At 58.4% G+C, this 22261-nt stretch carries 21 protein-coding genes and 2 pseudogenes; 10 read left to right on the plus strand and 13 right to left on the minus strand.

Annotated features, from left to right (window positions below; all coding sequences use genetic code 11):
• Positions 1-28: 28 nt before the first annotated feature.
• Together V3W40_RS33080 and V3W40_RS33085 are read right to left on the minus strand one after the other, a co-directional pair.
• The gene (locus V3W40_RS33080) at positions 29-1177 is read right to left on the minus strand and encodes a TDT family transporter (RefSeq protein ID WP_330216424.1); all 1149 of its coding nucleotides are present in this window, start codon (positions 1175-1177) and stop codon (positions 29-31) included.
• Positions 1178-1265: 88 nt separating this feature from the next.
• Entirely contained in the window at positions 1266-2465 is a 1200-nt protein-coding gene (locus V3W40_RS33085; protein WP_330216425.1) for an MFS transporter, read from the minus strand.
• A gap of 91 nt (positions 2466-2556) precedes the next feature.
• Here V3W40_RS33085 and V3W40_RS33090 point away from each other — a divergent pair, with 91 nt between their 5' ends.
• Complete coding sequence (locus V3W40_RS33090) at positions 2557-3096, plus strand: TetR/AcrR family transcriptional regulator (RefSeq protein WP_065924520.1); 540 nt, start codon at positions 2557-2559, stop codon at positions 3094-3096.
• Between the two features lie 128 nt (positions 3097-3224).
• Here V3W40_RS33090 and V3W40_RS33095 read toward each other — a convergent pair whose 3' ends face one another.
• The 4 genes from V3W40_RS33095 to V3W40_RS33110 all read right to left on the minus strand — a co-directional run bounded on the left by V3W40_RS33095 (position 3225) and on the right by V3W40_RS33110 (position 6401).
• Complete coding sequence (locus V3W40_RS33095) at positions 3225-4004, minus strand: ABC transporter permease (protein ID WP_330216426.1); 780 nt, start codon at positions 4002-4004, stop codon at positions 3225-3227.
• Positions 4001-4933: an ABC transporter ATP-binding protein gene (locus V3W40_RS33100; RefSeq protein WP_027607098.1), complete on the minus strand. Its 933-nt coding sequence runs from the start codon at positions 4931-4933 to the stop codon at positions 4001-4003. The genes V3W40_RS33095 and V3W40_RS33100 overlap by 4 nt, the downstream gene beginning before the upstream one ends.
• A 134-nt stretch (positions 4934-5067) precedes the next feature.
• A complete protein-coding gene (locus tag V3W40_RS33105) occupies positions 5068-5685 on the minus strand; it encodes a glutathione S-transferase family protein (protein WP_330216427.1) in 618 nt (205 codons plus the stop codon).
• Between the two features lie 56 nt (positions 5686-5741).
• Entirely contained in the window at positions 5742-6401 is a 660-nt protein-coding gene (locus V3W40_RS33110; RefSeq protein ID WP_330216428.1) for a transglutaminase-like domain-containing protein, read from the minus strand.
• 191 nt (positions 6402-6592) lie between these two features.
• Here V3W40_RS33110 and V3W40_RS33115 point away from each other — a divergent pair, with 191 nt between their 5' ends.
• Complete coding sequence (locus V3W40_RS33115; RefSeq protein WP_065924518.1) at positions 6593-9040, plus strand: acyl-CoA dehydrogenase; 2448 nt, start codon at positions 6593-6595, stop codon at positions 9038-9040.
• A 75-nt stretch (positions 9041-9115) separates the two neighbouring features.
• Complete coding sequence (locus V3W40_RS33120; RefSeq protein ID WP_010567536.1) at positions 9116-9523, plus strand: PA2817 family protein; 408 nt, start codon at positions 9116-9118, stop codon at positions 9521-9523.
• 69 nt (positions 9524-9592) lie between these two features.
• On the opposite strand, the gene V3W40_RS33125 is transcribed toward V3W40_RS33120, so the two are convergent.
• Positions 9593-10525 carry a LysR family transcriptional regulator gene (locus tag V3W40_RS33125; protein ID WP_065924554.1) on the minus strand — a complete coding sequence of 311 codons (933 nt, stop codon included), beginning with the start codon at positions 10523-10525 and terminating at the stop codon, positions 9593-9595.
• Positions 10526-10614: 89 nt separating this feature from the next.
• Here V3W40_RS33125 and V3W40_RS33130 point away from each other — a divergent pair, with 89 nt between their 5' ends.
• Together V3W40_RS33130 and V3W40_RS33135 are read left to right on the plus strand one after the other, a co-directional pair.
• Positions 10615-11241, plus strand: a complete 627-nt coding sequence (locus V3W40_RS33130; protein WP_065924517.1) for a hypothetical protein — start codon at positions 10615-10617, stop codon at positions 11239-11241.
• A 145-nt stretch (positions 11242-11386) separates the two neighbouring features.
• A complete protein-coding gene (locus V3W40_RS33135) occupies positions 11387-13126 on the plus strand; it encodes a dipeptidase (protein ID WP_330216429.1) in 1740 nt (579 codons plus the stop codon).
• A 64-nt stretch (positions 13127-13190) separates the two neighbouring features.
• Here the strand turns inward: V3W40_RS33135 and V3W40_RS33140 are convergent, their stop codons facing one another.
• Together V3W40_RS33140 and V3W40_RS33150 are read right to left on the minus strand one after the other, a co-directional pair.
• Positions 13191-13928: a hypothetical protein gene (locus tag V3W40_RS33140; RefSeq protein ID WP_065924516.1), complete on the minus strand. Its 738-nt coding sequence runs from the start codon at positions 13926-13928 to the stop codon at positions 13191-13193.
• Positions 13929-14774: 846 nt separating this feature from the next.
• Positions 14775-15146: a DinB family protein gene (locus V3W40_RS33150; RefSeq protein WP_330208762.1), complete on the minus strand. Its 372-nt coding sequence runs from the start codon at positions 15144-15146 to the stop codon at positions 14775-14777.
• A gap of 69 nt (positions 15147-15215) precedes the next feature.
• Here V3W40_RS33150 and V3W40_RS33155 point away from each other — a divergent pair, with 69 nt between their 5' ends.
• Positions 15216-15836: a TetR/AcrR family transcriptional regulator gene (locus V3W40_RS33155; protein ID WP_330208763.1), complete on the plus strand. Its 621-nt coding sequence runs from the start codon at positions 15216-15218 to the stop codon at positions 15834-15836.
• Here V3W40_RS33155 and V3W40_RS33160 read toward each other — a convergent pair.
• Positions 15827-16159 (minus strand): hypothetical protein, encoded by a 333-nt coding sequence (locus V3W40_RS33160; protein WP_330208764.1) that lies wholly within the window; start codon positions 16157-16159, stop codon positions 15827-15829. The two genes, V3W40_RS33155 and V3W40_RS33160, sit on opposite strands and share 10 nt — an antisense overlap.
• Before the next feature lie 96 nt (positions 16160-16255).
• Here V3W40_RS33160 and V3W40_RS33165 point away from each other — a divergent pair, with 96 nt between their 5' ends.
• The 3 genes and pseudogenes from V3W40_RS33165 to V3W40_RS33175 all read left to right on the plus strand — a co-directional run bounded on the left by V3W40_RS33165 (position 16256) and on the right by V3W40_RS33175 (position 19012).
• Entirely contained in the window at positions 16256-17080 is an 825-nt protein-coding gene (locus tag V3W40_RS33165) for a CHAD domain-containing protein (protein ID WP_330208765.1), read from the plus strand.
• 249 nt (positions 17081-17329) lie between these two features.
• Positions 17330-18259 (plus strand): annotated as a pseudogene (locus tag V3W40_RS33170) (IS5 family transposase).
• A gap of 141 nt (positions 18260-18400) precedes the next feature.
• A complete protein-coding gene (locus tag V3W40_RS33175) occupies positions 18401-19012 on the plus strand; it encodes a LysE family translocator (RefSeq protein WP_330208766.1) in 612 nt (203 codons plus the stop codon).
• A 27-nt stretch (positions 19013-19039) separates the two neighbouring features.
• Here V3W40_RS33175 and tnpC read toward each other — a convergent pair whose 3' ends face one another.
• The 3 genes from tnpC to tnpA form a co-directional block, all read right to left on the minus strand.
• Positions 19040-20575 carry an IS66 family transposase gene (tnpC, locus tag V3W40_RS33180; RefSeq protein ID WP_330208767.1) on the minus strand — a complete coding sequence of 512 codons (1536 nt, stop codon included), beginning with the start codon at positions 20573-20575 and terminating at the stop codon, positions 19040-19042.
• 63 nt (positions 20576-20638) lie between these two features.
• Complete coding sequence (tnpB, locus tag V3W40_RS33185) at positions 20639-20974, minus strand: IS66 family insertion sequence element accessory protein TnpB (RefSeq protein WP_330216430.1); 336 nt, start codon at positions 20972-20974, stop codon at positions 20639-20641.
• Positions 20971-21291 (minus strand): IS66-like element accessory protein TnpA, encoded by a 321-nt coding sequence (gene tnpA, locus V3W40_RS33190; protein ID WP_330208769.1) that lies wholly within the window; start codon positions 21289-21291, stop codon positions 20971-20973. The genes tnpB and tnpA overlap by 4 nt, the downstream gene beginning before the upstream one ends.
• A 566-nt stretch (positions 21292-21857) precedes the next feature.
• On the opposite strand from tnpA, the pseudogene V3W40_RS33195 reads away from it, so the two are divergent.
• Positions 21858-22070 (plus strand): annotated as a pseudogene (locus tag V3W40_RS33195) (DUF6555 family protein); the annotation flags it as partial.
• Positions 22071-22261 lie beyond the last annotated feature (191 nt).

Genomic DNA, 22261 nt, shown 5'->3' on the forward strand with positions numbered 1-22261 from the left:
ATCAGGCCACGACTTTACCTAACTCCGCTTACTTATTCCCTAGTCCTGCAATGCACGGCGAAACAAAAAGCTCTCCCTTATAGGCGCCCTGCACGGTGCGCTTGGCCACGATCAGCCACATCAGCGCCAACGCCACCACCAGCAGGCTACCGAAGGCGCTGAAGAAGCCCAGGTGCAGCAGGCTCGCCAACTTCAGCGTGGCCAGGGCGTACACCCCCAATGGGAAGGTAAAGCCCCACCAACCTAGGTTGAACGGGATACCGCCGCGCAGGTAACGCAGGGTGATCAATACCGCGATCAGCATCCACCACAAGCCGAAGCCCCACAGGGTGATGCCTGCGACCAGGCCGAGCCCATTGGCTATTTCACCCACGCCGGACAAGCCATTGGCGGCAAAGATCGCCGGAGCATCGCCGCCCAGCAACAACATGCCCAGGGCACCGGTACCGATCGGGCCCAGCGCCAGCCAGCTCGACGCCGCCATGTTGGCGTGGGGCAGTTTGTGCAGGGCCATGCGCAACATCAGGATGGTCAGGATGCTGAACGCCACCGGCAGGGAAAACGCCCACAACACGTAGCTGGTCACCAGCATCACCAGTTGCGAATGAGCGTCCGCCAGGTGCGGCGCGAGCAAGCCGCCGCTGGCTGCGGCGACTTCGGCCGCCACCACCGGCAGCAACCAGACCGCAGTCATCTGATCGATGCTGTGTTCCTGGCGGGTGAACATCATGAAGGGAATCAGCACACCGCAGGCCAGGGCCATCGCCACATCCAGCCACCACAGGGCTTCGGCCAACGCAATCACATCGGCGCCCCAACGCGGCAGGCCAAACAGCAGCAAGCCATTGAGAATGGTCGCCAGGCCCATGGGGATGGTGCCGAAGAACATCGAGACCGTGGAGTGCCCGAAAATCCGCCGCGCCTCGTGGAAAAACATCACCCAGCGCGCGGTATACAGGGCACTGAACAGAATGAACAGACCAATGGTGAACCACCACAGTGCTTCGGCAATGACCTGCACACCTGGCAGGTTGACCGGCCATTGCGCCAGGGCCAGCGCCAGCACGCCGGTGCCCATGGTCGCGGCGAACCAGTTGGGGGTGAATTGGCGAATCACTTCCCGAGGCCGGGTCAGGTGACTGAAGGGTTTGTAGCTGATGGTCGTCGAGCTGTTCATGATGGCAATCCTCTTCCTCGCATGAGGTTGAGGCCATGGTAGAACCTGTTCGAATATCTATATAACGGGTAATATCTCTAACTGTTATCTACTTTACAGATATGCAGGCCGCCTTGGATTTTGCCGAATCCTGCAGCAGCAAGGCGACCAACGCCCCGAGGGCCAGCAGGATCAGTACAGCGCCGTAACCGTCGGTGGTGACGATCAGGCCAAAGCTGCGAATCAGGGTGCCCGCCAGCAGCGAAGGTAAGCAGAACGCCAAATAACTCAGCACATAGAATGCCGACATCAAGCCTGCCCGTTCATGGGGCAAAGCCAGCGGCACCACACTGCGCAATGCGCCGAGAAAGCCGGCGCCGAAGCCGCTGCCGGCGATCAATGTGGCGATAAAAAACAGCGGCAGGCTGGCGCTGTGCACCGCAGTAAGGATCAGCGCCACCCCCACCGCCAACAGCGTCGCGCCCAGGCGCAGCACCTTGCTGGCCGGGCGATTGCGCAGGGTGAAGATCATCAGCGCGCCACTCAACGTCAGCACCGCCACCAGGCCGCCACCGATAAGGTTCGATGTAGAGCCTGTCGCCGCCCGTACCAGCGACGGCGCCAGGGACAGGTAAAAGCCCCCCATCGCCCACACCGCCACGTCCACCGGCAATGACAGCCACAACGCGCGACGCGCCTGGGGCGGCACATGCAGCGTGGGGCGCAGCGAGGCCAGTGCACCGGGAATACGATCAACGGTTTCCGGCAGGCGCCACACATACAGCGCCTGCATCAGCATCAGCGCCAGCAGCGTCCAGTAGATCAACTGCGTCGGCAGTGGCGCGAACTCCGCCAGCACGCTGCTGCCCATCGCACCGCACGCCATGCCCAGCAGCGGTGCCACGCTGTTGACCAGCGGGCCCTGCTGGCGGTCGGTGTCGAGCAAGGCCGCGCCCAGCACCGCCGTGGCCATGCCGGTGGCAAACCCCTGTACGGTACGCGCAGCGATCAGCCAGGCCACGCTGTCTTCATTGATAAACAGCAGCATCGCCAACATATTCAGGACCAACGCCGTAAAAATCACGGGCCTGCGTCCCAGGTGGTCCGACAGCGAGCCCACGGTCAACAGCGCCGCCAACAGGCTCAGGGCGTACACGCCAAAGATCAGCGTGAGCGTGCCCGCCGAAAAATGCAGCCCCTCCTGATACAGGTGATACAACGGTGTCGGCGCACTGGAAGCGGCGAGAAACGTCAGCAACGTGACCGCGAGGAACACCAGGCTGGAACGATGAGAAGTGAGGCTGGACATGGGCACGCTCCGCTAAAGCTAATTTTTTGCTTTTGCGGAGTGTGCTACTCGCCGGCGCTTAAAGCAAATTCTTTGTGTTAAGGTCACACGTATGGCGATAAAAGAAGGCCTCCGCCCGGGGGGCCGCAGTGCCCGGGTACAGGAATCGGTCCATTCGGCCGTGCGTGAATTGCTCGAAACCCATGAGCGCTCCAGTGTCACGGTGCCGATGATTGCCGCGCGCGCAGGCGTAACGCCCTCGACCATCTATCGGCGCTGGGGCGACCTCTCGGTGCTGCTGGCGGATGTGGCCCTGGCGCGTATGCGCCCCGACAGCGAGCCCGCCAACACCGGCAGCCTGCGTGGCGACTTGCGGGCGTGGGCCGAGCAATACCTGGATGAGATGAGTTCGGAGCCGGGCCGCAACATGATGCGCGACCTGCAATGCAGGGGGACGCCGGGCTACTGCGTGAGCATCTTGAGTGGGCAGCTGCAGGCGATTGTCGACCGTTATCCGCACCAGTCGCCACCGAGCGTGGACCACTTGATCAATCTGCTGGCAGCGCCGACGGTGTTTCGTATTCTGTTCTCAAGCGCGCCGCTGACGGTTGAAGAGCTGCACGCGCTGATCGAGCTGGCACTGAAAGCCTGAAGACCTGACACAGAAACCAAATGTGGGAGGGGGCTTGCTCCCGATAGCGGTATGTCAGTCAGCTTATCTGTAGCTGACACATCGCAATCGGGAGCAAGCCCCCTCCCACATTTTTTGACCGCGCTTTATCAGGTACGCATCCCGCGCCCGCTCACCAGCAGCTTCGCGCAACCGATATACAACACCACAGTCGCCACCAGCATGAAGGTGATCGCCACGCTGATCCTGATATCCGACACGCCCAGGATGCCGTAGCGGAAGGCGTTGACCATGTGCAGCACCGGGTTGGCCAGCGACACGGTCTGCCAGAACGGCGGCAGCAAGGTGATGGAGTAGAACACCCCGCCCAGGTAGGTCAGCGGCGTCAGCACGAAAGTCGGGATGATCGAGATGTCATCGAAGTTGCGTGCAAACACGGCGTTGATAAACCCCAGCAGCGAGAAGATGGTCGCCGTCAGCACCACCACCAGAATGGTGACGCCGAGGTGATGCACCTGCAGGTGGGTGAAGAACAGTGATAGCAGCGTCACGATCACGCCCACCATCAAGCCGCGCAGTACGCCACCCAGGGTGTAGCCGATCAAAATGGTATGCGGCGACACCGGCGAGACCATCAGCTCTTCGATGGAGCGCTGGAACTTACTGCCGAAGAAACTGGAGACCACGTTGCCGTAGGAGTTGGTGATCACCGACATCATGATCAGGCCCGGCACGATGTACTCCATATAGGTGAAACCACCCATGTCGCCGATCTGCCGGCCGATCAGGTTACCGAAGATCACAAAGTACAACACCATGGTGATCGCCGGCGGCAGCAGGGTCTGCGGCCAGATCCGGGTAAAGCGCTTCACTTCGCGGTAGACGATGGTCTGCAGTGCGACGAGGTTGGGTTGCAGCTCAGAACTCATACCGCCACCTTCGTCAGATTTTTCTCCACCAGGGACACGAACAACTCCTCAAGGCGATTGGTTTTATTACGCAGGCTCAGCACGTCGATGTTCTGCGCCGCCAACTGGGTGAACAACGCAGTGATGCCCATGGCTTTATCCACCTGGACTTCCAGGGTGTGGCTGTCCACCAGGCGGCTGGGGTAGCCGAGCAGTTGCGGCGGTGCCGACAGGTTGTTCTTCAGGTCGAGCAGGAAGGTTTCCACATGCAGTTGGCCCAGCAGGTTACGCATGCTGGTGTTCTCGACGATGGTACCGTGGTCGATGATGCCGATGTTGCGGCACAGCTGCTCAGCCTCCTCCAGGTAATGGGTGGTGAGGATGATGGTGATGCCCTTCTCGTTCAGCTCGGTGAGGAAGGTCCACATCGAACGACGCAGTTCGATATCCACGCCGGCGGTGGGCTCATCGAGGATCAACAGGCGCGGCTCATGCACCAGTGCACGGGCAATCATCAGGCGACGCTTCATGCCACCGGACAGCGACCGGGACGGCACGTCGCGCTTGTCCCAAAGGCCCAACTGGGTCAGGTATTGCTCGGCGCGCTCCTTGGCAACTTTCGCCGGGATGCCGTAGTAACCAGCCTGGGTCACGACAATGTCGAAAGTCTTTTCAAACTGGTTGAAGTTGAATTCCTGGGGCACCACGCCGATGGAACGCTTGAGCGCCGCCGGGGATTTGTCCAGGTCATGGCCGAAGATATTCACCGTGCCGCTGGTCTTGTTGACCAGGGTGGAGAGGATACCGATGGTGGTGGATTTGCCGGCGCCGTTGGGGCCGAGCAAGGCGAAGAAGTCACCTTCGGCAACGTCCAGATCGATACCACTCAGGGCCTGGAAACCGTTGCCGTAGGTTTTGGTTAGCTGCCGGATGGACAGAGCGGAACTCATATCGGAATACGCACCAAAGAAGGGAATAGAAAGAGTAGATGAGGGCGCAGCGCACGTAGTTCAACGGCGGCGCATGACAGGCATGGTGCTTGCCCGCGCCGCACAAGTACAGTCACCTGTATTAATAGTCAGTATTAAGTCAACGCGGTCATGACCGCCTTGCGGTAGGCCGGGCGCTGTTGCAGACGCTGGTACCAGGCCTCTAGGTTGGGCATCGCAGGGCGTTCGATGGGCATCTCGAACCAGGCGTAGATAAAGCAGCCCAGGGGAATATCACCTACGCCGAAGGTGTCGCCCGACAGGTAAGGCTGCTCGGCCAATGCATTGTCCACGGTGCTCAGTGCATCGATACAGGCCTGACGCCCGGCGTTGATGCTGTCCCAGTCCTGCTTCTGCGCCGGGGTGCGCACAACGCCCCAGAACACGGCCTTGAACGGCTCGGCGAGGGTCGAGGTGGTCCAGTCCATCCATTTCTCGGCGCTGGCACGCGCCTGCAGGTCGCTCGGGTACAGCGCCGACGCGTGTTTGGCGCAGAGGTAGCGCACGATGGTGTTGGATTCCCACAGCACAAAGTCGCCATCCTCGATCATCGGCACCCGGCCATTCGGGTTCAATGCCCGGTATTGCGGCGTGTCCACCACGCCAAAAGCCCCGCCCGCATCAATTGCCTCATAGTCCAGGCCGAGTTCCTCGGCGCACCACAGTGCTTTCCTGACGTTTGATGAATTTTTACGACCCCAGATTTTCAGCATGACCGCGCCTTTTTGTTGATGAACATGGCTGGATGAACGCAGCAGCATACGCCGGTTCACCCGCGGCTCAAATCGCTCTGCATGTCGCCCAACAAGGCCGGCATCTGTTCGGCAAACAGGTGCGGGTAACATTTCTCCAGATGGGCGAAGAAGAAATCCTCGGGCACATCGGGAAACTGCCCATGGTCCACCACGTACTCCATCGAGCGCTGCCCCTGGCGGTTGAATGCATGGAACACGCTGTCGTTGATCCCGTCGAAGTCCAGTGGTGGCACGTCGAACACCTCACAGAGTTGGCGGTTGAACGCCGGCGTCGCCTTGACCCAGCGGCCATCCAGGTAAAGCTCGGTGTAGCCGTGCATCGCGAACACATCGCTTTTGAGCAACGCGATCAGGCGCGGTGTCGACAGATGATTGCGCACATCCGCAAGACCGATGCGCGCCGGGATGCCGCAGTGGCGAGCGCAGGCGGCGAGCAAGGTGGCCTTGGGCACGCAATAGCTTTCGCCGGCGGCCAGGGCAAAGCTGGCGCTGAGGCTGCCGGGGTCGCGGCTGAAGGTGTAGGGGTTGTAGCGAATCGCCTCACGCACGGCGTAATAGAGACTGACCGCCTGGTCACGTAAATTCGCGCTGGCGCCGCGGTGTTTTTCGGCGAACTCCACCACCGCAGGGTGGTCACTATCGATGAAGCGGCTGGGGCTCAGGTACGTATCCATGAGTTTGATCTCCGAAGGAAGCCTGGAGTTTAACGACAGGTCCGCAACGGAGATAACGACGATTCGGCCAAATGTCGGCGCCTGATGCCAGGTGTTCCCAGTACAACTTGTAACACCCTGATCACCCCGCTTGTTCGGATGCCGACTAAGCTCCCTGGTGGTTTCGCCCCTGGTTTCACGGAGGATTGAATATGCTGTTGTTGTGGATACTGGTTCTGGTGGTCGGCATTGCCTACCTGGCACATCGCCGCGTCGCCCCCCTGCCCGCCCTGGGCGTGGTCGCCGTTTACCTGCTGGCGATGGGCGCCTGGAGCCATGCACCGGGTTGGCTGCTGCTGATTTTCTGGGTATTGATCGCTGTGGTGGCCGCGCCCTTGCTGCTGCCGGACCTGCGCCGCCAATACTTCACCAAGCCGCTGTTCAGCTGGTTCCAGAAAGTCCTGCCGCCGATGTCCGAGACCGAGCGCGACGCCATCGACGCCGGCACCGTGTGGTGGGACGGCGAACTGTTCAGCGGTCGTCCCGACTGGGACAAATTGCTGGCCTACCCCAAGGTCCAACTGACCGAGGAAGAACAGGCCTTTATCGACGGCCCCACCGAAGAACTCTGCGCCATGGTCAGCGACTGGGAAATCGGCCAGGCCATGGACCTGCCGCCGGCCGCGTGGGAGCACATCAAGACCCACGGTTTCTTCGCCCTGATCATTCCCAAGGAATATGGCGGCAAGGGCTTCTCCGCTTATGCCCACTCCCAGGTCGCGATGAAACTCGCCACCCGCAGCGGCGACCTGGCCTCCACCGTGATGGTGCCCAACTCCCTCGGCCCGGCCGAATTGCTGTTGCATTACGGCACCGACGAACAACGCAACCACTACCTGCCACGCCTGGCGCGTGGCGATGACATCCCCTGCTTCGCCCTCACCGGCCCGCTGGCGGGCTCCGATGCCGGCGCCATGCCTGACACGGGGGTGATCTGCAAAGGCGAATGGGAAGGCAAGGAAACCCTCGGCCTGCGCCTGAACTGGGAAAAACGCTACATCACCCTTGGCCCGGTCGCGACCCTGCTGGGCCTGGCCTTCAAGGCCCACGATCCAGACCACCTGCTGGGTGAAGAAGAAGACCTGGGCATCAGCCTCGCACTGATCCCTACCGACACCCCCGGTGTGGAAATCGGCCGTCGCCACCTGCCCCTCGGCGCCGCGTTCATGAACGGTCCGAACTCCGGCAAGGACGTGTTCATCCCCTTGGAATACCTCATCGGCGGCCAGGAAATGCTCGGCAAAGGCTGGATGATGCTGATGAACTGCCTGTCGGTCGGCCGTTCGATCTCCCTGCCCGCCGTGGGCACCGGTGCTGCCAAGTTCACCAGCCTGGTCACCGGCCAGTACGCCCAGGTGCGCGAGCAGTTCAACGTACCGCTGTCAGCCTTCGAAGGTATCCAGGAAGCCCTGGCGCGCATCGGCGGCAACGCCTGGCTGATGGACAGCGCACGCATGCTCACCGCCAATGCCGTGGACCTTGGGGAAAAACCCTCGGTGCTGTCGGCGATCCTCAAGTACCACCTGACCGAACGCGGCCGTGAGTGCATCAGCCACGCCATGGACGTACACGGCGGCAAGGGCATCATCATGGGCCCGAACAACTACCTGGGCCGCAGCTGGCAGGGCGCGCCGATCTTCATCACCGTGGAAGGCGCGAACATCCTCTCGCGCAACCTGATGATCTTCGGCCAGGGTGCCATCCGCTGCCATCCGTTCGTGCTCAAGGAAATGGCGCTGGCCGGGCGTGAGGACCACGATCAGGCGCTGAAGGAGTTCGACGGGCTGCTGATGCAACACATTGGTTTTGCCGTGAGCAATGCCGCCAGCACCCTGGTGCTGAACCTCGGCGTGGGGCACTTCGAGAAAGCCCCGGGCAACCGTTTGAGCCAGGGTTATTTCCGCGCATTGAACCGCCAGGCTGCCGCGTTCGCGCTGCTGGCGGACCTGAGCATGATGCTGCTGGGTGGCGAGTTGAAACGCCGCGAACGCCTGTCGGCACGCCTCGGTGACGTGCTAAGCCATATGTACCTGGCGTCGGCGGCACTCAAGCGTTACCACGACCTGGATTCGCCGGATCACTTGGAACCGCTGTTCGCCTGGGCCATGGAAGAAAGCCTCGGCGAGTCCGAGCGTGCGTTGGATGAGCTGCTGAGCAACTTCCCGAATAAAGTGCTGGGCTGCCTGCTGCGGGTGATTGTATTCCCGTTCGGACGTCGCCATACCGGTCCGTCCGATGCACTGGATGCCGAAGTGGCCGCGGTGATTGGCCGCGCCAAAGGCGACCCGACCCTGGAAGAATTGCTGGCCGGCTGCTACCGCCCACAATCGGCAGAAGATCCAGTGGGCGCTCTGCAACACGCCTACGATCTATTGGGTGCCAGCCATCCATTGCAGAAAAAACTGCACACCGCGCTCAAAAGTGGCCAGGTCAAACCCGCTGCCGGCGAACATGCGATCGATGCCGCCCTGCACGCCGGTGTGCTGCAACCGGCGGAAGCGCAGAGCTTGCGCGACGCCGAAGCGGCACGGCGCAAGGTGATCGACGTGGATGATTTCAGCAAGGAAGAGCTGGTACACGCTGAAGGTAAAGTCCGCTGAGTCCGGCGGTCATATAAAAACGGGCGCGAGAGGCATATACTCGCGCGCCCGTTTTTGCTTTAGAGGACTTATCTCGTGTCCAACGTCGTTGCCGATCATCTCGTCTTGCTCGACCACCTGCGCAGCATCCTGGTTGCCGTCGGCGAAGCCGAACAGGTGCCCGAGGAAAGCCACACCCTGTTCCTGGAGCGCTTCGACGAACTGCGCGCCCTGCTGCCGATCGACCCGATCGAAAGCCAGTACCTGGGCCAGGACCTGATGAGCCAGGTCATCCTGCGCTACCCGCAGATCGCCCACCTGGTCCCGCGCGACCTGCTGTGGTTCTTCGGCGGCGATTGCCTGCACTTCATGCCCGACGAAGAACTGGACCTGTACCAGGCCCTGGAAGAGCGTCGCTTTGAAGCCGAACAAAACGACGAACCCTTCGACTGGAACCAGGAAAAGCAACTGCTGGCCATGCCGCAGGACCAAAGCAAACACTGATTGTTCAAGACACTGCATAACTGAATGCGGGAGGGAGCAAGCCCTCCTCCCACATTTTCGACCGTGCGCCTATCGCCGGCGCAATGTCGGCTCCCTCGCCATGCACTCCACCAGATAATCGATAAACACCCGAAGCTTCGGCGGCAGGTAACGCGTGGGCGAATGCAACAACCACGCTTCGCCATGGTAGGACGCAATAAAGTCCCACCCGGGCAGCACCTGTACCAACCGCCCCTCCTCCAACGCATGCCGCGCGGTGAAATACGGCAAGCTGCCAATTCCCACGTGCTGCAACACCGCATCCAGCCGAACGCCGGTGTGGTTCGCCGCATAACGTCCACGCACGCCGACCGTCACCGCCTTGCCGCCCTGGCGGAATTTCCAGCGTGAATCCCCCGGGGTTTCACCGAGATAGATGCAACTGTGCGCCAGCAAATCATGGGGATGCTCCGGCGCACCATGCTCGGCTAGATACTGCGGCGTGGCACAGAGTAAATGCTCAATCGGCAATAACTGCCGCCCCACCAGGCCCGGCGGCGGGCTGTCGGTGATGCGGATGCTGAGGTCGACATTGTCATCGATCAGGTCCACATGCCGGTCCTCGAGGATCAATTGCACATCCACCCTGGGATAACGCCGCAGGAACTCCGGCATATGCGGGTGCACCACAAACCGCCCCACCGCCTTCGGCACACTGACCCGCACCAGGCCCTCGGCCTCGTGGGTGAACTGGCCACTGATTTCCATCACTGAGCGCGCCGCGCTGACCATTTCCTGGCAGCGCTTGAAAACCTCCTCACCGGCTTCACTCAGGCGCAATTTGCGCGTGGTGCGTTGCAGCAAACGGGTGGACAGGGCCTTTTCCAGGCGCGAAATACTGCGGCTTACCGCCGACGGCGAAACGCTCAACTGCCGCGCCGCTTCGGAGAAGCTGCCGGTCTCTACTACCTTGACGAAAATCGCCATTTCGCCCAGCAGCGGCAAAGGAAGATTGATGCTCATGACGCACAGGTCCATTGATATTTGAGCGGATTATCACCTATCCAGGCACTATTTATACTGCCCGCAGAACCCTGATGCGGATGTAGAAAATGACCGAGCGCCTGTTTTTCACCCATGACCACCTGACCGCCGAGCTTGAAGTACTCAGTTGCACCCCCTGCGAGGGCCAGTTTGCGGTCGTTTTGCAGTCGACGATTTTCCATCCCCAAGGCGGTGGCCAGCCGTTCGATACCGGCTGGCTGGGCGACAGCCAGGTGCTGCGAGTCACCCAGGAAACCGATCGCGTGGTGCACTATGTCAACCAACCGGTGGAACCGGGCCCCATCACCGCGCGGGTCGACGAACCACGCCGCGCCCTGCACACCCGCCTGCACTCCGCCGGGCATTTGATCGGCAACGCTGGCGAAACCCTGGGTTGGATGCCGATCAAGGCGCACCACTGGCCAGGTGAAGGCAAGATCACTTTTATCCGTGGCGAAACCGCGCAAGCCATGGACGCCGAGATCATTCAACAGCAGATCAACCAATGGATCGCCGCCGACTACCCGCGCCATATGGCCCTGGACGACGGCACCCGCGAAGTGGGCTTCGGTGATCTGCCCACCTACGCTTGCGGCGGTACCCATGTGCAAACGCTGGGCGAGTTGGGTCAGGTAACGATCCTGGCGCTTTCGGAGAAAAAGGGTGCGTTGTCGGTGCGTTACAGCCTGGACTAGAGAGCAGAGTCGGGTGCTATCGAGTTTTTAGATAAGCCTCCCAGTGGTCTCCCGGGCACACCTTGGCAGTGGTAGTGTGTCGAAATATTTCTGACATATTGATCAGGAATCCCCCATTTCCCTTTGCAAAGGAATGCCCCTGACCATGCACTTTCGACTCAAGCAATTAGCGGCTGCCACCCTGTTCGCGGCCGGCCTTTCGGTGATGACCACACCTGCCTTTGCCAACATCACCCCAGAGCAAAGCACGGCGATCCTGACGAGCTTCAGCGAAACGTCGGTCACGGATTTCCGTGGTTTCCTCGGCACCCTGGCCAAAGGCGACTTGGGCAAGGCCAACGACGTAGGCCCGGCGATCGGTGCCTTCCTCGATAACAAAACCCTGACCGCCGACCAGCAGAACGAAATCCATCGCCTTTTGGGTATTTACACCCGAGTGAAATACGGCAAAGCCGCCCTCGATACCTTGCGCGAACTGGTGGAAATTCCGACCTTCAACGTGGACGGCATGCCGCAGTACAAAAATCCGGAATTCATCCGGATTGCCGCCAAGATCCAGACCCTGGCCAAGACCTTCAACCTGAACTTCCGCAACGTCGACAACCGCGTGTACGAGATTTCCCTGGAAGGCAACGGCGACGAAGTGGTGGGTATCCACGCCCACGCCGACGTGGTGCCGGTGACGCCGGAGAACTGGGTGTTGAAAGACGGCACCAGGCTCGACCCGTTCAAGGTCACGCTGATCGGCGACCGCATGTATGGCCGTGGCACCGAGGATGACAAAAACGGCATCGTGGTGGCGATGTACGCCATGAAGGTGATCAAGGAAGAGAAGTTGCCGCTGGCGCGCAATTTCAAGCTGCTGGTGGACACCACCGAAGAAACTTCCGGCGACGCGATCCCCTATTACTTCGAACGCAACCCGACGCCGCAGTACAACCTGGCGCTGGATGGCGGCTACCCGGTGGTGATTGCCGAAAAAGGTTATGGCACTGTCATGGCCACCTTCCCGCGCCGCAAAGGGGAAGGCCAAGGCGCGGAAATCATCGCGATGACCGGCGGCATGGCCACCAACCAGATTCCCTCGGCCTCGGTTGCCACGTTGATCAGCGACACACCTGCCGAACTGGCCGCCAGCCTGCAAAAAGCCGGTACGGAGTATGCCAAACGCAACGGCGGTGACTTCGAAGTAACAGCCAAGGTGGTTGGCAAAGAGGTCAAGCTGACAGTGACCGGGGTTTCCGCGCACTCCTCCGAGCCCGAATCCGGTATCAACCCGGTGTCGCGCATGCTGGAGCTGATCCACAGCATCGACGGCAAGATCGCCCTCAAGCACAACCACATCACCGACGCGGCCCGTTATGCCTCGGACAACTGGGGTCTGGATTATCTGGGCGGCAAATTGGGCGTGGGTTTCTCCGATGATTTCATGGGGCCGCTGACCACCTCGCTGACCTTTGTCGGCCTGGATGACAAAGCCTTCAAGCTGGCGGTGAACCTGCGTGTACCAAAGGGCAAATCGCCGGAGAAACTGAAAGCCGAGATTTCCGACAAGTTGAGCGCCTGGGACAAGCAAACCAAGGTCAACGTGGACTTCACCTACTCGGTCGCCGAACCGATGTACCGCAACCCGGAAGGTGAGTGGGTGAAGGCCTTGTTGGCCGTGGCCAGCGAAAACCTCGGTATGGAGCACAAATTCGGCACCTCGGCCGGCGCGACGTCCGTGCATGAACTGCCCAATGGCGTGCAATTCGGCCTGGCGCGGCCGGAAGTGAAATACACCGGGCACACCGACAATGAGTTCAAGACGGTCGACCAGTTCTTGCTGGATCTGCAGATCGTCACCGAAATGATGGGGCGTATCGGACAGTTGCCGAAGCTCTGACAGCGATTGAAGTGTGCGCAAAAAAACGCCGATCAGTGATGATCGGCATTTTTACTCAGGTTCTTCATGCGCCCTGGTATCGCTTGCGCTCCTGCTCCCGCTGCAACATGTCCAGGGGTGGGTAGTAGATATACAGGGAAGACTCGATGGCAAACCATGCCGACGCCAACATTACCCCGCCCGCTACCACGACCATGCTGGCCAGAAACAGCCCCGTATCACCCAGTACATGCATGGCCGAGAAAATCAGCGAACCAGTGCCGAATCCAAAATATGGCACCGCCCAATCCACGACGGACAGCACCAAACAACCAAACACCAAGTGCGCGACTTTGTTCATCATCAACCGGTGCTGTTCTCGCAACTGCACATGCCGCTGATACCAGCTAAGCAGGAAATCACTGTTTTCCTTCAGTGCCAGGTCCAGAAGGTCGTTGGCCCACACATAACCGATCCCCCTTGAAGGAGGTGTATAGGCATCACCCAAGAGCTTTGGAAAGGCCATTCGCAACCTTGTGCCGATCCCACGAACGATTTCCGTCAACAGCGGCAGAACGAAAGACACCACCAGCGCAAAAGAGGCCGCGGTGACCGCCAGGAACCCCAAGTCAGCGAGCAATGCATCGCTGCTGGTCGTCCACTCCACCAAGGGCGTCCGGGTACGGATTAGCAAAGCGATATCGAGAAACAGCACAACGCTGACAAAGCGCATTGCCCAATGGAAATCCCATGCTTTTTCCAAGGCGCTGATACCCAATGGGGCGACCTTGGTTTCACCGGACGATTGAGAAGTTTCTGCCATCACGCGTGCTCCTTGAACTCAAACGCCAGACTATATCTCGAACACGCCAGGAACTGAGTCAGGAAGATGACAGGTTCAGGCAGATGAACAAATAACGCACAAACAAAAACGCCGATCATCACTGATCGGCGTTTTTGTTGAATATGGAGCGGGAAACGAGTCATGCACTAGAGCGCTAAGTCGTTGATTCCCAATTACTTTCTTCGCCTCTGTTATTAGCGAAGGCCTGAATTATAGCCTTGTTTTTCAGCCCAGGCAACAAAGTTCGTCCAAAGACTTCCATCAATGCTCAAGGACTGCCACCCACGCCATCGCAACGGGCGCAGAGCACATCCTCCTACAAAAGCTATGACCGCAACGCAGCGGCTCGTAGTCGAGGGTTGGTCGCCTTCCTCCTGAACAGGCGTACCGGACATGCCAGCTGGCGCACTTGAAACGCAATGTATTCGCCGCGGTGTTCAACGAGCAGATCGCGGTCGATGAGCATGCGTGTTCCTCGAGCCTGGCGTGATCGATGCGCTGCAGGCGATGATGGAGCGAACGACGGATTGATCGCCGCTGAAACCATTCGATGCGTCGCCTCATTTACGCGGGTGCGGCGGACCTTCTTTTTGCTGTGTCAGTATCAAACAATCTGCGCCTTCGGCGCTGCGCTTGCGCTTACCTTTCGGTGGAAGAGCAAGGTCCCTTAATCCGTGCTGCAGAGGGGACGTGTAGCCAGACGGCGTGACGGCTCGGTCCGATGGAGATATACCGCGAAGGTGTCCCACGGTAGAGGAAGAGATAACCTCAACACAATGCGCCCGGCTTCGCCACGATGGTAACCGCTGTGCGTGACAAGGTGGATCAACATCTCCTCTCTCGACATGCGCCCCTTTCGCCATCCGTGAACACGAAGGGGATCGACTCTGACAGCTGCTCCGTCGTCACCGTTACCAAGTAGTTCCGGTACCACTGATCGGATGCCGTCAGAGCTACACGTAGATCCTGCAATAAGGGCGTTTCCGTTGTGTTGTCCGCAGTCAATCCGTGATCGATGCCAACGAGGTGCGCCGCAAAGATCTGATCGACGACGAGGGTATGGTTCAACAACCGCAACGCTGTCTTTCGATCCAGTTCGTGAAGGTCGGCATCGAAGCCCTCCATTTTCTCTAGGAGTTCAGCGTTGGCCCAAGCGCGGTAGTTGAACAAGGTGCGCAGCAGTGCAAGGGAACTCATCTGTGGGGTAACCTTTTCCTGTTCGAAAATGTGAGTACGATGTACACATTCTTGTGAGGATCGTTCGACATGTCTACTCGCGTTCCAGCGCCACGGTCTTCGATGCGTAAAGAGCCGCGCCAGGCGCACTCCCGGGCCACCGTCGAGATCATCGTTCGCGCCGGGGCTCGCGTTTTGGGCGACCGTGGTTGGGCGGGCTTCACCACCAACGAGGTCGCTGAAGTGGCGGGCGTCAGTATCGGGTCTATCTACCAATACTTCCCCGACAAGCTTGCACTTGTCGACGCCATCCGCCACCGGCACCTCGACGACGTGCTGGCCGTTATGCGAGGCCTTGGCCAAGACGAGCGGCCGCTGGATCAGCTCGTCGACGAACTCGTGAACGGCATGATCGCGGCACACAGCGTTCACTCTGCCCTACATCGTGTGCTGCTCGATGAAATGCCGGGAGGTGCTGGGCCGCGTTCGGCGCATCGCACGTTCGAAGCCGAGTATCTGGAACGGTACCGCGCAGTCATTGCGCGCTCTAGTCGTCGAGACGATCCGTCGTTGGTGGTGGTACAGGTGCTTTCCGCGGCAGTGGAGGGCGTAATTCACAAAGCTGCCCGGACCAAGGTATTGAAGTCTGCAGAGTTGAGGCGTGAACTTGTGGCGATGATCCACTCGTATCTGTCTCAAGCTCATCCCTGATGAAAGTGCCATGCGTGATACCAGCCCATCCCCATCCATTTTTTGTGGACGATGAGCAGCATCAGGGCAGCGGTATTGAAGGTCATGCTCGGTCCTCCGATGGGGTTCGGGAGGCGAGTTTTATCAACACCTATCAAGGTGACGCGGCCTTGAACTGCATCGTGCGGCCCGATCAGCAGGCCGTAGGCAGATTTTCGATGACTATCACCTGCATATCGCCCAAGTAGTTCGAGATTATAGTCTTGAGGATCGTGATCAAGCGCCGAGCGATAGCAAACAAGCTCATGAATAAAAAAACTGATTCGTGATCTTTTCAATTTCAACGACAGCGTGGCCGAGGGCAGTTATACGGCCGCTGTCTGTATTTAAATTGCGTTTCTGGTAGATTTGGGTTTGCCTAAACTCATGAAGAGGTTTTCATGTCTTTTATAGACAGATACATCCAAGAGATTCTCAGACTCGAAGTCGCGCTCTTCCACTCTAGGGCCAGGCTAGAGCACCAAACAGATCCCGAGGCTCTTCATGACCTGCGAATTGCTATCAGGCGAATCCGTAGTCTATTGATGCCTTTGAAAAACCTGCAAGGGATGAATGGACTCCGAGAGGCATCAGCAGATCTCGGTCGCCTTACGACGCCAGCGCGAGATCTCGAGGTAATGGTGGGCGAGCTTGATAAACAAGGTTTTTCTCACGCGGCAACTGAACGACGTGTTCGGCTTAAGGCCGTTCACAAAGTGATAGCGAGGCACCAGACGCTAAACCAGTTTTTTGAGGAATTGGATCAGTGGCCGTCAATATTCAGGGCCTCCACACTGGGCAATGACTCAACAGTGCTTAAGAAAATTATCGAAAAGTCGCTAACCAAACAAATCGACCGACTTCATCTCGCGCTAGATGATGATCAGTACGACCGGCATGAACTGAGAATTCTGGTCAAGCGCACGCGATATCTGACTGAAGCTTTTTCTGATCTATCCCCCCTTTCAAAGCAGGCAGCTAAATCCTTGAAAGCTGTGCAGTCGGCTTTAGGCTCCTGGCATGACCATTTCCAGTGGCGCCTGACAGCCCAGCGCGAGCGCGACCTTATCCCCCTGGTTCTCCGGTGGGAGGAAGCATCGACTGAAAAACTCATTCAGGCCGAATACGAAATGAAGAAGCTAAGGGCGCTACTTCCCAAGATCGTAGACAAAAAGAAAGCTGCTGCTTGGGAAGCTAGGCAAAGAAAAGTCTCAGCAGAACAGTGAATCATTCTTGGGAGGGGGAAATCGAAGCGTTGGCTCCCGCCTTGAATTTACAGAATTAAAACTGTCGCAGCCGGTCCACGGAATTCGCGGCTTTCAGCTTCCTTTAGATAACGCGCAAAACTGTCGCAATCAACCAATACGCCGGTTTAGGCTGATGCGCTAGAGAATTAAAACTGTCGCACCTAGGGAATCTCCGAACAAGCCCCCAAATGTGATGAAATACGCCTGACCACCTGATCCGAGCCGCCCATGAGTCAAATGAGCTTTTCCGATTTCGAATATGCCGGCAAGCGCAAGCAGACACGCCGCGAACGCTTCCTCGCCGAGATGGATCAGGTCGTGCCTTGGACAGGTCTGTTGGGCCTGATCGAGCCGTTCTACCCCAAGGCCGGCAGCGGCAGAAAACCCTATCCTCTGGAAACCATGCTGCGCATTCATCTGCTCCAAAACTGGTTCTCCCTGAGCGATCCGGCCATGGAAGAAGCGCTCTACGAAATCACGCCCATGCGCCAGTTTGCACGCCTGACCTTGAGCGCCCCTATACCTGAAGACACCACGATCATGAACTTCCGGCACCTGCTGGAAAAACATCAACTGGCCCCTGCAATCCTCGCGGTCATCAACGGTTATCTGCAAGAAAAAGGCCTGTCGCTGCGCCAAGGCACCATCGTCGATGCCACCATTATTCATGCCCCCAGTTCGACCAAGAACGAGGAAGGAAAGCGCGATCCCGAGATGCATTAGACCAAGAAAGGGAACCAATATTTCTTCGGGATGAAAGCTCATATCGGCACTGACGTTGAGTCCGGGCTGGTTCATCACGTCCCTGGCACCGCCGCCAATGTAGCCGATGTCACGCAGGTCGCTGAACTACTCCACGGCGAAGAAAATGCGGTGTATGCAGACGCTGGATACACCGGTGTCGAGAAGCGTGAAGAGCATGAAAACCGTGAGGTCATCTGGCAAATCGCGGCGCGGCGCAGCACGTATTCCAGGCTCAATAAACGCAGCGTGCTCTACCAGGCCAAGCGCAAAATCGAGTACTGCAAAGCTCAGACACGCGCCAAGGTCGAGCATCCGTTTCGGGTGATCAAGCGCCAGTTTGGATACGTGAAAGTACGCTTTCGCGGGCTGATGAAAAACACGGCTCAATTGACCACGCTGTTTGCTCTGTCGTAAGCGTCCAGCCAACACACCTTTCAAAACTCTACGCTTAAGGTCGTTTGGCAATGGTTCTAGGTGGCGGAGCCTATATTCACTTGCTGGGTTTATCCCCTAGTGCGACGATCCTGCTTTACGACAAAAACATGGAGTTTCGCCGTGCTGGCCCACTCGTCAATCTGGTTCTTTGTGGTTCCGTTTGCTATCGCAGCTGCTATTCCTGGGCCTGCCCAAGGTGCTCTACTGGGGCAAGTGGTGTCTCGGGGCGCCAAATCGACCTTGCCGTTCATCGTAGGCATGGTCTTAGGTAATGCCGTCTGGTTGCTAGTTGCGACTCTTGGCCTTGCTGCACTAGCACTCCAGTTTGAGCAGGTCTTCGTCGCCATCAAGTGGCTTGGGGTTGTCTTCATTCTATTTATCGCATGGAACCTTTGGTCGAAAAATGCCGATCAGCCTGAAGCTCCTGCCCAGCGATCAGCAAGCCGTGGTTTGCTATCGGGTGCTCTGTTGACGCTGGGCAATCCAAAAGCAGTCGTTTTCTTCGGTGCAGTCCTGCCTCACGCATTTGATCTCACTGCTCTTTCTGTCCCAGAGGTTGTCTTCATAACCGCGCTAGGAGTTGGCATTGATGTCACTGTCCAGATGGCTTATCTCCTAATGGCTTCACGTATTAAACGCGCCATTCGATCACCTAAAGCCATGAAACGCCTGAATCGTACCTCTGCAGGTGTCATGACTGGATGCGCCGGGTGGATGGCGATATCGCGGTAATCGTCTGGCAAAAGTATTTTGCACTGGTCAGGCAGGAAGCCACTGATGGGGTAGCAGTTGACCGATTTCACTGGCTCGCTCCGTCGGCAGGCGCGTCAGCACATCTTTGAGATAGGCATAGGGATCGTGCCCGTTCATGCGCGCCGATTGGATCAGGCTCATGATTGCAGCCGCCCGTTTCCCGCTGCGTAGCGACCCGGCAAATAACCAGTTCGAGCGTCCGAGCGCCCATGGACGTATCTGGTTCTCAACCTGGTTGTTGTCGATGGGCACAGCCCCATCGCCCAGGTAGCGCGTCAGCTCTACCCAGCGATTCAGGCTGTAATCGAGGGCTTTGGCCGTGGCTGATCCGTCGGGCACTAGGTCGCGCTGGGCCAACATCCACTCATGTAATGTTTTGCTGATCGGCACCGCCATTTCCTGACGTATTCGCCAACGATCATCATCACTCATGTCACGCGCTTGGCGCTCGACCTCGTACAAGCCGCTGATCGAGTGCAGTGCTTGTTCGGCAAGCTGACTTTTGTTCGCCACGTGCAGATCGAAAAACTTGCGACGGGCATGAGCCATGCAACCGATTTCAGTGATGCCTTGCTCAAACCCGGCTTTGTAGCCAGCGAAGTCGTCGCAGACCAGCTTGCCGTTCCAGTCGCCCAGGAAGTTGCGCGCGTGTTCACCAGCACGGCTTGGGCTGAAGTCGTATACCACCGCTTTGAGCGCCGAAAACGGGGTCGTGCTGTAGGCCCAGACATAAGCCCGGTGGGTTTTCTTCTCGCCTGGCGCAAGCATTTGCACGGGTGTTTCATCTGCGTGGATCACGTCCTGGTTCAACACGGCTTCACGCAGCGCATCGACCAGTGGCTGAAGCCGCATGCCGGTTTGCCCGACCCACTGCGCCAGGGTCGAGCGGGCAATTGGCAGCCCGGCGCGGCCAAAAATCTTCTCCTGCCGGTACAACGGCAAATGATCGGCAAACTTGGCCACCATCACGTGGGCCAGCAAGCCTGCGGTCGGAATACCTTTGTCGATAACCTGGGCCGGTACCGGCGCCTGGATCAGGGTTTCGCACTGACGGCAGGCCCATTTTCCCCGCACATGTTGCTCGACGGTAAACACGCCCGGCGTGTAATCCAGCTTCTCGCTGACGTCTTCGCCGATGCGTTGAAGTTGGCAGCCGCAGGCGCACTGGGTATTTTCAGGCTCGTGGCGAATCACCGTGCGCGGGAACTGCGGCGGCAATGGCGAACGTTTCGGGGATTGCCGTGGCTCGGCTAGTGGCGGAACCGGAAGGAGCTGCTTCAGCTCGGCCTCTATAGCTTCAAGGTCGGTATCGAGCAGGTCATCCAGCAAGCTGCCTTGCGCCGGGCTGATTTGCTCACTGCGCTTGGCAAACTTGTGGCGTTTGAGCAGGGCGATCTCGTAAGTCAGCTGCTCGATGATGATTTCATCGTTCTGGATCTTCTTGCTCATCGCCTCAACCTGGGATTGCAACTGCAATGCCTGTGCCGCCAAGGCACGAAGCTGTTCCGGGGCCATCTGGTCGAGGTTGGGCGAGAAAATCATGTCGCCGATTGTGCCAGAGCAGACGCGGGACGACGACAAGTAGACCGGCCAAATAGCCGGCGTTTACAGCATGCTAATCACACCGCCGGAGCCAACGCGCTGCCACGGCAGGCCCAGTACCAACGCTTGGAGTTGCTCGCTGTCGAGTTCGACCTCGCAGCCATGGCGAATGCTGGGCCAGTGGAACTTGCCTTGGTTCAGTCGACGCGCTGCAAGCCAGACGCCGACGCCATCGTGCACCAGCACTTTCATCCGGTTAGCCCGGCGATTGGCGAACAGATAAGCGCAGTGCGGCTTCGCCGCACCGAACACCGCGATCACTCGGGCTAATGCGGTTTCGGTACCGGCGCGCATGTCCATCGGCTCGGTGGCCAGCCTGATGGCATCGATACGGATCATCGAGTGACAGCCCGAATAAACTGCGCGCAGCCTTCAGGGTCTGAGGTTGGCCATTTCACCGTGATCACTTGCCCGGCCATGGGCAACTCGATGATCACTGGCGCTTCGGCTGGCCGTTTAGGTGCGGCTTTAAGCGGGACGAATGCAGGTAGTGAAGCCGCTGCGGGCTGATCTCGATAGAGCGGCATCCATTTGCGGATAACGTTGGCATTGATGCCATGGCTGATCGCGACACTGGAAATGGATGCGCCAAGTTGCAGGCACTCCTGAACGACCTGGGCTTTGAACGGTTTCGGATAAGAGCTTCGTTGGCGCATGGAAATCCTGGCGATAAGGGTGATCGCGTCCGCTTAAGAATACGCGGACACCATCGCCCTTAAAGCTGGAGTTCGGAAGGTGAGTTCGCCGGACGCTTACGCTCTGTCGAACCTGTGGATGGCTCGAAAACGGCTGATGGGTATGGGTGAGGTGCGCTCTTAACACTGAAGAGCGGGCGGAAACGCCCTCCCTGTACGAGGCATCGTTCGATTTTCAGCGAATAATGCTGTTTGCCGTGTTGATTTTCGACTTGCCGCTGACGCGCGGCAAGTTGATCGGAGCATCCCTAAGACATGTTCATCCGCACCAAAATTTTTACTAGACATTTCGCCTACACAGTAAGAGAGCCCGCACTAAGTGCGGGTAAGACAAGAGACTGTATGAGTGAACAGCCTCACTACTGAGAAGCGCAGAACTTGGTGTCAATTTTATTTTCTTGTGTACGTTGCCGACCAACGGCTGAATAAATCGGCGAGACAAAGACTTATACGGAGCGGCGAAATTTGTACAAAAAAATCTGAACTTTCTTTCTGACTCAACCACAAAAAAATCAGGAGGAGCTAACATGAGCGCGCTATATATCATCGAGTATGATCTGCACCACATCCCTAAGTCTTTCATCATAAGAAGCGAGGTGATGAACAATACCGAGGCATGGCACTGGGCTTGCTGCGATGCGGGAATAGGCGTCATCCCGAGATCACGTAATGACAAGCTTAAACGAATAAGCAAGCCGGTTGCTGAGCGTTACGGGCTTGAAAACGTGAGATGGCGGCCGTTCATCAAGCTAACTATTTACATTGTCCTGGTGATGCGTGGATCACATCGACACCTATTGCAGCCAATCGGACGAGATATAAAGCATTGGAACTGCACAACCCCTGCTCATATTTCCCTGAGCATTCACCAAAACCCCGCCCACTGCAGGAAAAGCAGCCTGGGTGTTGCTGAGCCAAACACCCCTCCTAA

The organism is Pseudomonas sp. AM8 (genome assembly GCF_036346475.1).
GTDB lineage: Bacteria > Pseudomonadota > Gammaproteobacteria > Pseudomonadales > Pseudomonadaceae > Aquipseudomonas > Aquipseudomonas marginalis.

Bases quoted from the DNA above. Each gene is read 5' to 3' on its own strand.
- V3W40_RS33130 (WP_065924517.1), top strand. From the start codon at position 10,615: ATGACCGAGCGCCTGTTTTTCACCCATGACCACCTGACCGCCGAGCTT.
- V3W40_RS33125 (WP_065924554.1), bottom strand. From the start codon at position 10,525: ATGAGCATCAATCTTCCTTTGCCGCTGCTGGGCGAAATGGCGATTTTC.
- V3W40_RS33080 (WP_330216424.1), bottom strand. From the start codon at position 1,177: ATGAACAGCTCGACGACCATCAGCTACAAACCCTTCAGTCACCTGACC.
- V3W40_RS33155 (WP_330208763.1), top strand. From the start codon at position 15,216: ATGTCTACTCGCGTTCCAGCGCCACGGTCTTCGATGCGTAAAGAGCCG.
- V3W40_RS33135 (WP_330216429.1), top strand. From the start codon at position 11,387: ATGCACTTTCGACTCAAGCAATTAGCGGCTGCCACCCTGTTCGCGGCC.
- V3W40_RS33090 (WP_065924520.1), top strand. From the start codon at position 2,557: ATGGCGATAAAAGAAGGCCTCCGCCCGGGGGGCCGCAGTGCCCGGGTA.
- V3W40_RS33165 (WP_330208765.1), top strand. From the start codon at position 16,256: ATGTCTTTTATAGACAGATACATCCAAGAGATTCTCAGACTCGAAGTC.
- V3W40_RS33150 (WP_330208762.1), bottom strand. From the start codon at position 15,146: ATGAGTTCCCTTGCACTGCTGCGCACCTTGTTCAACTACCGCGCTTGG.
- tnpB (WP_330216430.1), bottom strand. From the start codon at position 20,974: ATGATCCGTATCGATGCCATCAGGCTGGCCACCGAGCCGATGGACATG.
- tnpA (WP_330208769.1), bottom strand. From the start codon at position 21,291: ATGCGCCAACGAAGCTCTTATCCGAAACCGTTCAAAGCCCAGGTCGTT.
- V3W40_RS33110 (WP_330216428.1), bottom strand. From the start codon at position 6,401: ATGGATACGTACCTGAGCCCCAGCCGCTTCATCGATAGTGACCACCCT.
- V3W40_RS33140 (WP_065924516.1), bottom strand. From the start codon at position 13,928: ATGGCAGAAACTTCTCAATCGTCCGGTGAAACCAAGGTCGCCCCATTG.
- V3W40_RS33105 (WP_330216427.1), bottom strand. From the start codon at position 5,685: ATGCTGAAAATCTGGGGTCGTAAAAATTCATCAAACGTCAGGAAAGCA.
- V3W40_RS33100 (WP_027607098.1), bottom strand. From the start codon at position 4,933: ATGAGTTCCGCTCTGTCCATCCGGCAGCTAACCAAAACCTACGGCAAC.
- V3W40_RS33095 (WP_330216426.1), bottom strand. From the start codon at position 4,004: ATGAGTTCTGAGCTGCAACCCAACCTCGTCGCACTGCAGACCATCGTC.
- V3W40_RS33085 (WP_330216425.1), bottom strand. From the start codon at position 2,465: ATGTCCAGCCTCACTTCTCATCGTTCCAGCCTGGTGTTCCTCGCGGTC.
- V3W40_RS33115 (WP_065924518.1), top strand. From the start codon at position 6,593: ATGCTGTTGTTGTGGATACTGGTTCTGGTGGTCGGCATTGCCTACCTG.
- tnpC (WP_330208767.1), bottom strand. From the start codon at position 20,575: ATGATTTTCTCGCCCAACCTCGACCAGATGGCCCCGGAACAGCTTCGT.